Origin of the sequence: Aeribacillus sp. FSL M8-0235 (assembly GCF_038000355.1) — a bacterium.
In the GTDB taxonomy this organism is placed as follows: domain Bacteria; phylum Bacillota; class Bacilli; order Bacillales; family Aeribacillaceae; genus Aeribacillus; species Aeribacillus composti.
In genome coordinates this window covers 2,766,692-2,779,043 of the sequence record NZ_JBBOBW010000001.1, presented here as the reverse complement: position 1 = coordinate 2,779,043, position 12,352 = coordinate 2,766,692, and the positions used below count along the sequence as shown (strand labels likewise).

Annotated in this window: 9 protein-coding genes; all 9 read left to right on the top strand. The window is 39.6% G+C overall.

What is annotated here, in order from left to right:
• Positions 1-6 precede the first annotated feature (6 nt).
• The 9 genes from leuB to yihA all read left to right on the top strand — a co-directional run bounded on the left by leuB (position 7) and on the right by yihA (position 12,284).
• Positions 7-1,119, top strand: a complete 1,113-nt coding sequence (leuB, locus tag NSQ71_RS13620; protein ID WP_063387457.1) for a 3-isopropylmalate dehydrogenase — start codon at positions 7-9, stop codon at positions 1,117-1,119.
• 84 nt (positions 1,120-1,203) lie between these two features.
• Positions 1,204-2,619 (top strand): 3-isopropylmalate dehydratase large subunit, encoded by a 1,416-nt coding sequence (leuC, locus tag NSQ71_RS13615; protein ID WP_340734101.1) that lies wholly within the window; start codon positions 1,204-1,206, stop codon positions 2,617-2,619.
• A gap of 16 nt (positions 2,620-2,635) precedes the next feature.
• Positions 2,636-3,229 (top strand): 3-isopropylmalate dehydratase small subunit, encoded by a 594-nt coding sequence (gene leuD / locus NSQ71_RS13610; RefSeq protein ID WP_063387459.1) that lies wholly within the window; start codon positions 2,636-2,638, stop codon positions 3,227-3,229.
• A gap of 90 nt (positions 3,230-3,319) precedes the next feature.
• The gene (locus tag NSQ71_RS13605) at positions 3,320-4,300 is read left to right on the top strand and encodes a tetratricopeptide repeat protein (RefSeq protein ID WP_339193186.1); all 981 of its coding nucleotides are present in this window, start codon (positions 3,320-3,322) and stop codon (positions 4,298-4,300) included.
• A 204-nt stretch (positions 4,301-4,504) separates the two neighbouring features.
• On the top strand, positions 4,505-5,791 hold the full coding sequence (gene tig, locus NSQ71_RS13600) for a trigger factor (protein ID WP_063387461.1): 1,287 nt from the start codon (positions 4,505-4,507) through the stop codon (positions 5,789-5,791).
• Positions 5,792-6,065: 274 nt separating this feature from the next.
• Positions 6,066-7,331, top strand: coding sequence for an ATP-dependent protease ATP-binding subunit ClpX (gene clpX / locus NSQ71_RS13595; protein WP_066249773.1), 1,266 nt, complete (start codon positions 6,066-6,068; stop codon positions 7,329-7,331).
• A 201-nt stretch (positions 7,332-7,532) separates the two neighbouring features.
• The gene (gene lonB, locus NSQ71_RS13590) at positions 7,533-9,191 is read left to right on the top strand and encodes an ATP-dependent protease LonB (protein ID WP_340734100.1); all 1,659 of its coding nucleotides are present in this window, start codon (positions 7,533-7,535) and stop codon (positions 9,189-9,191) included.
• Positions 9,192-9,378: 187 nt separating this feature from the next.
• Positions 9,379-11,703, top strand: coding sequence for an endopeptidase La (lon, locus tag NSQ71_RS13585; protein WP_340734099.1), 2,325 nt, complete (start codon positions 9,379-9,381; stop codon positions 11,701-11,703).
• On the top strand, positions 11,700-12,284 hold the full coding sequence (gene yihA / locus NSQ71_RS13580; protein WP_063387465.1) for a ribosome biogenesis GTP-binding protein YihA/YsxC: 585 nt from the start codon (positions 11,700-11,702) through the stop codon (positions 12,282-12,284). The genes lon and yihA overlap by 4 nt, the downstream gene beginning before the upstream one ends.
• Positions 12,285-12,352 lie beyond the last annotated feature (68 nt).

The window sequence follows — 12,352 nt, the reverse complement described above, 5'->3', positions numbered from 1 at the left end:
AACGTGATGAAGAAAAAAATCGCTGTTTTGCCGGGAGACGGCATTGGAAAAGAAGTAGCGAACGGAGCTATTGAGGTTTTAAAGGCTATTGGACAATATTACAAACATGATTTTGAATTTGAATTCGGCTTAATTGGCGGAGAAGCGATAGATAAGTGCGGGACACCTCTTCCTGAAGAAACGATTGAATTATGTCGTTCAAGCGATGCGGTTTTATTAGGAGCTGTAGGCGGTCCGAAATGGGATAAAAATCTTCCTGAACTCCGTCCGGAAAAAGGATTGCTAGGCATTCGAAAAGAGTTGGACTTATTTGCAAATATCCGCCCTGTTCAAACTTATAAAGCCCTTCAAGAAATATCTCCGTTAAAGGGAGAAAAAATAGAAGATGTTGACTTGGTGATTGTACGCGAATTGACAAGCGGACTTTATTTCGGGAAACCGAGTGAAAGAATCGTTTCAGACGGAGAAGAAGCAGCGGTTGACACGCTTTTTTATAAACGGAAAGAAATTGAACGCATTTTAGAAACAGCTTTTCAAATGGCGCAAAAACGCCGAGGAAAAGTAACGTCTGTTGATAAGGCAAACGTGCTTACAACTAGCAAGCTTTGGCGTGAAATTGCTGAAGAATTGGCTTCAAAATACCCTGATGTCACATTGGAGCATATGCTTGTTGATAATGCGGCCATGCAATTGATCCGCATGCCAAGCCAGTTTGATGTGATTGTGACGGAAAATATGTTCGGTGACATTTTAAGCGATGAAGCATCCATGATTACTGGATCGTTGGGCATGCTTCCTTCAGCAAGCTTATCAAACAGTGGATTGCACTTATATGAACCAGTGCATGGATCGGCTCCTGACATTGCCGGCCAAAACCTGGCAAACCCTGTCGGAATGATTTTATCTGGTGCGCTCATGCTCCGCTATTCCTTTGATCTTCATGAAGAAGCTAGAGCCATTGAAAAAGCGGTTAAACACGTGTTGGATTCCGGAAAGTGCACGAGAGATTTAACAAATAATGAAGGTGCATTTATTCATACAACTGAAATGGTGGAAGAAATCAAAGAAGTGCTTGCGAACGATTATGCACTATTAAATATTATCGATTCCTACGAATAAAATGGGGGGGTGTGGGCTTTTCCGGGAGGAGAAGCTCACCGTTTTCTTAATAGATACAAAACAGGAAATAGGGGGAAAAAGAAAATGAAGCCTCGAAACATAATAGAAAAAATCTGGGATGATCATGTGGTCGTAAGGGAAGAGGGAAAACCGGATCTGCTTTATATTGACCTTCATCTCATACATGAAGTTACATCACCGCAAGCTTTTGAAGGATTGAGACAAAACGGACGGAAAGTGAGACGTCCTGATCTCACCTTTGCCACAATGGATCATAATATCCCAACCGTGAACCGCTTTGTCATTGAAGATGATGTAGCTAAAAACCAAATAAGTGCTTTAGAAAGAAACTGCCAAGAATTTGGAATTACTCTGGCAGGATTAGACAGCGATGATCAAGGAATTGTCCATGTTATCGGTCCGGAATTAGGGCTTACTCTTCCAGGAAAGACTATTGTATGCGGAGACAGCCATACATCGACACACGGCGCTTTTGGGGCGCTGGCATTTGGAATCGGAACAAGTGAAGTAGAACACGTTTTGGCCACTCAAACATTATGGCAGCACCGTCCGAAAACTTTGCAAGTGAAAGTGACAGGATCTTTGTCAGAAGGAGTCACGGCCAAAGACGTCATCCTTTACATTATTGGAAAATTTGGTGTTGATTTCGGTACAGGCTATGTTATTGAATATTCGGGTGAAGTGATTGAAAGCTTATCAATGGATGAACGGATGACTATTTGCAATATGTCAATCGAAGCAGGTGCCCGCGCCGGTTTAATAGCTCCGGATGAAACAACCTTTAATTATATAAAAGGAAGAAAATATGCTCCGAAAGGGGAAGAGTTCGAAAAAGCAGTTGCTTACTGGAAATCTTTAAGATCTGATCCAGGAGCTACATTTGATAAAACGATTGAAATCCGCGGGGAAGACATCGCACCGATGGTTACCTGGGGTACAAATCCAAGCATGGTGCTGCCTGTTGACCATTCGATTCCGACACTTGAGGATGCACGCAATGAAAATGAAGCAGCTTCCTTCAAACGGGCGTATGAGTACATGGGACTTGAACCGGGAACGAACATTCAAGACATTGAAATCGATTATGTATTCATTGGATCATGTACAAACTCAAGACTAACTGATTTGCGTGCAGCGGCGAATGTAATTAAAGGACGAAAGGTTGCTCCAAATGTGAAAGCGATCGTAGTTCCAGGCTCCCAAAAAGTAAAACAAGCAGCAGAACAAGAAGGATTGCATGAAATTTTCATCAATGCTGGTTTTGAATGGAGAGATTCTGGATGCAGCATGTGTTTAAGCATGAATAACGATGTCGTGCCTCCTGGAAAACGATGTGCGTCTACTTCCAACCGCAACTTTGAAGGACGTCAAGGGAAAGGGGCAAGAACTCACTTAGTGAGTCCTGCAATGGCAGCACTGGCAGCAATTTATGGTAAGTTTGTTGATATTCGGACAGAGAAGCTTGAAGCAGTAAAATGAGGAGGGAAGAAGCAGCATGCAGCCTTTTACAACATTAACTAGCCATATTGCAGTATTAAATAGAACAAATGTGGATACGGACCAAATCATTCCGAAACAATTTTTAAAACGAATTGAACGGACAGGTTATGGAAGATTTGCTTTTTTTGATTGGAGATATTTAGATAATGGTGAGGAAAATCCACAATTCGAGTTAAATCAGCCAGTCTACAAAGGCGCACAAATTTTGCTGGCTGGCGAAAATTTCGGTTGCGGTTCATCAAGAGAGCATGCTCCATGGGCTTTAGCAGACTTTGGTTTCCGCGCAATTATCGCGCCTAGCTTCGCAGATATTTTTTATCAAAACTGTTTAAAAAACGGAATCCTGCCGATACGGGTCAATGAAGAAGTGTTTGAAACATTGCTCAAAAAAGCGGAAGGAAATGTGTACGAATGCACGATTGATTTAGAGCAGCAAAAAGTATTTGATCAAGAAGGATTTGAGTTTCATTTTGACATTAATGAGCATTGGAAGGAAATGCTTTTAAATGGACGCGACGAAATAGGATTTACATTATTATATGAAGAGCAGATCAGCCAATTTGAACAAAAGGCAAAAGCGTGGGGATGATGATTGCATCCTCCGCTTTTTCTTTTGATTCTTGTTTTCTCGTTGCTCAGCTGGTAAACTTGTAGCAAAATCATAAAGAGGTTTTCTACAATGAAAAAAGCGAATGGAAAAATCATTCCCTTTCCCCGACTTAATGAACGATTGATTGAAAAAGGAATGAATGCGTTACATAATAAACAATTTGAACAAGCGCTCGACCTTTTTTTAGAGGCGAGATCTTGGAATTCAAATCACCCTGATATTGAAATAGGAATTGCTTTATGCTTAATGGAGCTTGGAGAATATCAGGAAGCAAAACAAATTTGTAAAAAAATGCTTCACGAAGCAAAAGGAAATTATTTTGAAATATTGCAGATGTATTTAACGATTTTAGTACAGCTTGGACAATATGATGAGGTAAAAACGACGATTGAAGCGGTTTTGGAAGAAAATAAACTTCCGGCAGCACATGCAGAACAGTTTTACAAGCTGCTTCATTTTAGCCGGAGGATGAGCGAAGAGCAAATCAGTCCAGAACCGAATGACGATGATCTTTTCAGCAGGCTGGACAAGCAAATTTCCTACATACATTCGATCAAAAATAATAATAATGTTAAAAAAAATTTACATACGATTGAAGAGATGCTTCAGTCAAAAACGGTCCATCCGGTTGTGAAAACAATGCTGCTGCAAATATTGCGAGATCATGAAATAGCACGAATAATGACCGTTGAGAAATTCGGGGAAACTACCGCTGTAAATCCTATCCATCTTCAAGATTTATTAGAAATGACGTTTGCCAAAAAAGTGCTCAATCTTTTGGACGATTTTTTAGGAAATGAAAATCCAACCCTTTTCGAAGCTGTAAAAGATATATGGATTCGTCATTTATATGTCATGTATCCTTTTCATCCTAAACCGGAAAATGCAAATATTTGGGCAGCAGCGCTTCATTACGTTGGCTACGAAATTTTTGGGATCGTCATCAAGCTGACGGAAGTTGAGCGGATTTACAACATAAAAAGTGCTGAGTTTATTTCAGTTTGCGATAAAATTAGACAAATTGAAGAAATTTCAAACATTAGATGGTAGAGTCCTATTGAAAGGATTGAATCCTATGGTATAATAAAATGGTTGTAAAATGTATATTTTTTGTATGCACCTTTCTTGCTATTGGTGCCGGTTATCCTTTTTTGACATATTTATTTTATGGCTTGTTTCTTTACGGACAAGGCATATAAAAAATTTTTATCGTGTACTCACGAATAATATTTATAGATTGTTGGAGGGAAACAAATGTCAGTTAAATGGGAAAAATTAGAGAAAAACGAAGGAGTCTTAACCGTTGAAGTAGATGCACAAACATTTAAAGAAGCGCTGGATCGAGCATTTAAAAAAGTTGTAAAAAATGTAGCTGTTCCAGGATTCCGCAAAGGAAGAGTGCCGCGCCCTATTTTTGAAAAGAGATTCGGTGTTGAGGCGCTATATCAAGATGCGCTTGATATTTTGCTTCCAGAAGTTTACCCAAAAGCGGTTGAAGAAGCTGGAATTGAACCGGTAGACCGTCCTGAAATTGATATTGAACAAATTGAAAAAGATAAACCGCTTATTTTTACGGCTAAAGTAACGGTCAAACCAGAAGTGAAACTTGGCGAATATAAAGGTTTGGATGTCCAAAAAGAAGATACAACCGTTACGGATGAAGATGTGGAAAACGAATTAAAACAGCTTCAAGAACGGCATGCTGAATTGGTTGTGAAAGAAGAAGGAAAAGTGGAAGAGGGAGATACAGTCGTCCTCGACTTCGAAGGTTTTGTTGACGGCGAAGCGTTTGAAGGCGGAAAAGCTGAGAATTATTCTTTGGAAGTCGGCTCCGGCACATTTATCCCTGGTTTTGAAGATCAGTTGATCGGGCTTGAAGCAGGCGAAGAAAAGGATGTAGAAGTAACGTTCCCTGAAGAATATCATGAGGAAAAGCTTGCTGGAAAACCGGCTGTCTTTAAAGTGAAAATTCATGAAATCAAAACGAAAGAACTCCCTGCATTGGATGATGAATTTGCAAAAGATGTAAACGATGAGGTTGAAACACTTGAAGAATTAAAGGCGAAAATTAGAGAGCGTTTAGAAGAGCAAAAGAACACACAAGCTGAAAATAAACTTCGTGATGAACTTGTTGAAAAAGCTGCAGAAAATGTTGAAGTGGACATTCCGCAAGTGATGATTGACAATGAACTTGAAAGAATGATGAATGAATTTCAACAACGCTTGCAATTGCAAGGCTTGAACTTAGAACTGTATTACCAATTCTCTGGCCAAAGCGAAGAAGAATTACGTGAACAAATGAGAAAAGACGCTGAAAAGCGCGTGAAATATAACTTAACATTAGAAGCAATTGCGAAAGCTGAAAACATTGATGTGACAGAAGAAGAAGTAAATGAAGAGCTGCAAAAAATGGCTGACATGTACAATATGCCAGTTGAAAGCGTAAAGAGAGCACTCGGTTCAACAGAAGGAATAAAAGAAGATTTAAAAATTAAAAAAGCGGTCGATTTTCTTGTAGAAAATAGAAAAGATGTTGCATAATATAGTTATAGGAACATCATGATCTTTGATAAAGTTGATAACAAGGCGCGATTTGATCGTGCCTTGTTTTATAAAATGAAAAGCGTTAAATCGTTCGAAACTGTACATAATAATTGTCACATAACTATACATACTTTTCATTACCGCTTTTCTTTTGTTTTATGATAAAATGCGATACATACTTTTCTTTTGTTTGAAAAGCATTGTTCCCCGATTCATGCGTGCGGTTTATATATGGGTGGGGAGGCAATGAAGGAAATTAAGGGGTGATATCATGTTTAAGTTTAACGATGAAAAGGGACAGTTAAAATGTTCGTTTTGCGGAAAAACTCAAGATCAAGTGAGAAAGCTGGTTGCTGGTCCTGGCGTCTATATATGCGATGAATGTATTGAACTTTGCACAGAAATTGTAGAAGAGGAGCTTGGCACGGAAGAAGAGGCTGAATTTAAGGATGTTCCGAAACCGAAAGAAATTCTCAGCATCTTAGATGAATATGTAATCGGGCAGGAGCAGGCAAAAAAATCTTTGGCGGTTGCAGTTTACAACCATTATAAGCGGATTAATTCAAACAATAAAATTGATGATGTTGAGCTGTCCAAAAGTAATATTGTGTTAATCGGGCCGACAGGAAGCGGAAAAACGCTGCTTGCACAAACACTTGCACGCATTTTGAATGTTCCATTTGCAATTGCTGACGCAACGTCGTTAACGGAAGCTGGATACGTTGGGGAAGATGTTGAAAATATTTTGCTGAAGCTAATCCAAGCTGCTGATTACGATGTGGAAAAAGCGGAAAAAGGAATTATTTACATCGATGAGATTGACAAAATTGCTAGAAAATCAGAAAATCCATCCATTACAAGAGATGTGTCTGGTGAAGGCGTCCAACAAGCACTTCTGAAAATTTTGGAAGGAACTGTAGCAAGTGTTCCTCCACAAGGTGGAAGAAAACATCCGCATCAAGAATTTATCCAAATCGATACGACTAATATATTATTTATTTGCGGCGGAGCATTTGACGGCATAGAGCAAATCATCAAGCGCAGATTAGGGCAAAAGGTCATTGGATTTGGAGCAGATAGCCGAAACAAAGAGCTTGATCAAAAGCAGCTGCTTTCAAAGGTGCTACCTGAGGATTTATTAAAATTCGGGTTAATTCCGGAATTTATCGGGCGTTTGCCTGTCATTGCCAGCCTTGAACCGCTTGATGAAGCAGCACTTGTCGAAATATTAACAAAACCGAAAAACGCGCTTGTTAAACAATATCAAAAAATGCTCGAGCTAGATGGCGTTGAGCTGGAATTTGAAGAAGAAGCATTATCAGAAATTGCGAAAAAAGCAATTGAACGAAAAACAGGTGCGCGCGGCCTTCGTTCTATCATTGAAGGCATTATGCTTGATGTGATGTTTGAATTGCCGTCTCGTGATGATATTACAAAATGTGTCATCACGGCAAACACTGTAAGAGAAAAAATTCCTCCGAAGCTGATTGCAAATGATGGAACCATTATAAATGAAGATACGAAAACTTCCGCATAAGACACGTTTTGACGGGCTTTTTAGTCTGAATTTGCAGCAGTTTGGTTTTGTAAAAGGATAGTTGTTCTCATAAAAATAAGAAGGATCGAGTTCATACAACTCGATCCTTCTTTTCATTAAAATCCGTCCTCAACATATGTTTAATCCGTATATGCAAAGGAGATAATAGGGGATAAACATTTGTTGAGGAGGAAACTCAGGATGAACTGGACAGGGATTGCCCTTTTCATACAATTAATTTTCGGAGTCATTGTCGGTCTTTATTTTTGGAATTTATTGCGGAATCAGCGGACGCAAAAAATTTCCATTGACCGCGAGTCGAAAAAAGAAATGGAACAATTGAGAAAAATGAGAGCTATCCAATTATCAAAGCCGCTTTCAGAACGAATTCGTCCAAAAAGCTTTTCTGACATCGTCGGACAGGAGGATGGCATCAAAGCATTAAAAGCGGCTTTATGCGGGCCGAATCCCCAGCATGTTATTATTTACGGACCTCCTGGTGTAGGAAAAACGGCTGCTGCAAGGCTCGTTCTTGAAGAAGCGAAAAGAAATAAAAAGTCTCCTTTTCAACATAATGCTGTTTTTGTTGAATTGGATGCAACAACAGCGAGATTTGATGAACGGGGAATAGCTGATCCTTTAATAGGTTCTGTTCATGATCCCATTTATCAAGGTGCTGGGGCAATGGGACAAGCCGGAATTCCACAGCCGAAACAAGGAGCAGTGACTCATGCACACGGCGGCGTGTTGTTTATTGATGAAATTGGCGAACTCCATCCCATTCAAATGAATAAACTGTTAAAAGTACTTGAAGACCGAAAAGTTTTTTTAGAAAGCGCCTATTATAGTGAAGAAAATTCTCAAATTCCAAGTCATATTCATGATATTTTCCAAAACGGTCTCCCGGCTGATTTTCGCTTGATCGGGGCAACTACAAGAACACCATCTGAAATACCGCCCGCCATTCGCTCGCGCTGCCTTGAAGTATTTTTTAGAGATTTAACGGCCGATGAACTCGCGGTCGTTGCTCGGAAAGCGGCTGAAAAAGTAAATGTAAAAATTTCAGAAAAAGGAATATCCATTTTAACTTCTTATGCCCGCAATGGAAGAGAAATTGCCAATATGATGCAAATTGCTGCTGGAATTGCTATCACCGAGGACCGAAATGAAGTGAAAGTCGAAGATATTGAATGGATTGTCCATTTCAGCCAGCTTACACCAAAATATGAAAAGAAAATTGGAAATGAACCTAAAGTTGGACTGGTGAACGGTCTTGCTGTTTACGGACCAAACAGCGGCTCTTTATTAGAGGTGGAAGTGACGGTTATTCCGGCAAAAGAAAAAGGAACGATCAACATTACAGGTATTGTAGAAGAAGAAAACATTGGCGACCGCGGAAAATCCATCAAAAGAAAAAGCATGGCCAAAGGCTCCGTTGAAAATGTCATAACAGTGTTACGATCAATGGGAGTTAATGCCCATGATTATGATATTCATGTAAACTTTCCCGGCGGGGTACCTGTTGATGGACCGAGTGCAGGAATAGCGATGGCAACCGGCATTTTTTCTGCCATCCACAAAATTCCTGTTGATAATACCGTTGCGATGACTGGAGAGATCAGCATTCATGGGAATGTAAAACCGATTGGCGGAATTATTCCAAAAATAAAAGCTGCCAAGATGGCAGGTGCCAAAAAAGTGATCATACCAGAGGAGAATATGCAGTCAATTTTAAAAACGATTGAAAACATTGAAATTATTCCTGTTCGAAGCTTTCAGGAAGTGTTAGATTGTGCGCTTATCAATCCTCCAACGGAGCAAATTTATCCAGAGACAATCATAGAGAAAAAATCGGTTTAAAGCAGCGTCTTCATTCCAAATGCCTAACAGGGTTCAGGCCGTGGCACTGAACCTTTATTTTTGTTGAGGCAGTTATTTATTCCTTTCAATAAAGATAAGTTTGAAAATAGACAGTGCAGAAAGAATAGGATAGAATTGAACAAGGACGCTGTATAATCTATTTTTCACATGATGGAGGTGTAAAAATATGGCGAAAAAAGAGAATAGAATCGTCCCCCTCCTACCGCTTCGAGGTTTGTTAGTTTATCCATCGATGGTGCTACATTTAGATGTAGGACGCGATAAATCTGTACAGGCGCTTGAGAAGGCGATGATGGATGATCATATGATATTTTTAACAACACAAAAGGAAGTTTCAATAGATGATCCAAAAGAGGATGATTTATACCATATTGGAACGCTGACGAAAATTAAGCAAATGCTCAAACTGCCGAACGGCACCATTCGCGTGCTTGTCGAGGGACAAAAAAGAGGCGAAATCAAAAGTTTTGAAAGCAAGGAACCATATATTTCTGTACAAGTTGATACTTATGAAGAACCGCTTCAAAAAGATGTTGAAGAAGAAGCTTTGATGCGAACTGCGCTTGAATATTTTGAGCAATACATAAAAATGTCTAAAAAAATTTCAAGTGAGACGTTTGCAACCGTTTTGGATATAGAGGAACCAGGAAGATTGGCCGATATTATTGCTTCTCACTTGCCGATCAAGCTGAAAGATAAGCAAGAAATATTAGAAACATTTGATGTGAAAGAAAGATTAAATAAAATTATTCAAATGCTCCATAATGAGAAGGAAGTTCTGCAGCTTGAAAAGAAAATAGGCCAGCGGGTCCGTCAATCAATGGAACGGACGCAAAAAGAATATTATTTGCGCGAACAAATGAAGGCCATTCAAAAAGAGCTCGGAGAAAAGGAAGGGAAAACGGGCGAAATAGAAGATTTGACTGAAAAAATTGAAAAATCGGGAATGCCGGAACATGTTTATAAAACGGCTATGAAAGAGCTCAGCCGATATGAAAAAATCCCTTCAACATCCGCTGAAAGTGCGGTGATCCGCAATTATTTAGACTGGCTCATTTCCTTGCCGTGGAACAAGGCAACAGAGGACAGACTGGATATAAAGCTGGCGGAAGTGATCTTAAATGAAGAGCATTACGGACTAGATAAAGTAAAGGAACGGGTGCTTGAATATTTAGCAGTGCAAAAATTAACAAATTCGCTTAAAGGCCCTATTTTATGTTTAGTGGGACCGCCTGGCGTTGGGAAAACATCTCTTGCCCGTTCTGTTGCAAAATCATTAAATAGAAAGTTCGTTCGAATTTCTCTTGGCGGCGTTCGGGATGAATCGGAAATAAGAGGCCATAGAAGAACATATGTCGGTGCGATGCCGGGTCGGATCATTCAAGGGATGAAAAAAGCGGGAACGATTAATCCGGTATTTTTGCTGGATGAAATTGATAAAATGTCCAGCGATTTTCGCGGTGATCCTTCAGCTGCTCTCCTTGAAGTGCTGGATCCAGAGCAAAACCATAATTTCAGCGATCATTATATTGAAGAGCCGTATGATTTATCAAAAGTCATGTTTATTGCGACAGCTAATAATTTAGCAACTATTCCAGGTCCGCTGCGCGACAGAATGGAAATTATCACAATTGCCGGTTATACCGAATTAGAAAAAGTTCATATCGCCAAAGATCATCTTCTTCCAAAACAATTAATAGAGCATGGACTGAAAAAAGGTCACTTGCAAATAAGAGAAGAAGCAATTTTAAATATAATTCGTTATTATACGCGCGAAGCAGGGGTAAGAGGGTTAGAACGCCAAATCGCAGCAATATGCCGAAAAGCAGCGAAAACGATTGTAACAGGTGAAAGAAAAAGAATTGTTGTAACCGCTAAAACTCTTGAAGACTTTTTGGGCAAAAAATTGTTTCGATACGGTCAGGCAGAATTGCAGGATCAAATCGGTGTGGCGACCGGTCTCGCATATACGACGGTCGGCGGCGATACGCTGTCCATTGAAGTGTCCATCTCTCCGGGTAAAGGCAAGTTGATTTTAACCGGAAAGCTCGGAGATGTCATGAAGGAATCGGCTCAAGCCGCTTTCAGCTATATTCGATCTAGAACAAAAGAACTAAAGATAGATCCAGATTTCCACGAACAATATGATATCCATATTCATGTGCCTGAAGGAGCTGTTCCAAAAGATGGACCGTCTGCAGGCATTACGATGGCAACGGCGCTTATTTCAGCATTAACTGGAAGACCGGTTCGAAAAGAAGTCGGAATGACAGGTGAAATTACTTTAAGAGGCCGCGTTCTGCCGATAGGCGGTTTAAAAGAAAAAACATTAAGCGCCCATCGTGCCGGTTTAAAGAAAATTATTTTGCCGAAGGAAAATGAAAAGGATTTAGATGATATTCCGGAAAGCGTAAGAAAAGAATTGACTTTTGTTCTTGTCTCACATATGGATGAAGTATTAAAACATGCATTGGCAGGAGAAAAAGAATGAAGGTAACAAAAGCAGAAATTGTCATAAGTGCGGTTAAATCTGATCAATATCCATCAACCGATTTTCCAGAAATCGCTCTGGCAGGAAGGTCTAACGTCGGGAAATCTTCGTTTATTAATAAAATGATCAATAGAAAAAATTTGGCGAGAACCTCTTCAAAGCCTGGGAAAACGCAAACGTTAAACTTTTATTTAATTAACGATCAATTTTATTTCGTTGATGTTCCCGGATATGGATTTGCCAAAGTGTCGAAAAGGGAGCGGGAAAAATGGGGGAAAATGATCGAAGCGTATTTGCTCAAAAGAGAACAGCTTAAAGCATGTATTCTTATCATTGACATCCGCCATGCACCTACATCTGATGATGTCATGATGTACGAATTTTTAAAATATCATGGAATTCCTGCTGTAATTGTCGCCACAAAGGCGGATAAAATTCCTAAAGGAAAATGGCAAAAACACTTAAAAGTAGTGAAAGAAACGCTAAAAATGGAAAAAAATGATCCGCTTATTCTTTTTTCAGCAGAAACTGGTTACGGAAAAGAGGATGCATGGTCAGCCATTTATCCATTCCTATCATAAAATGAAATTGCTTTAGGCTGGATACAGAAGGAAAAGCTCGAGAAGCTTAACCGCTTCGAGCTGTTTCC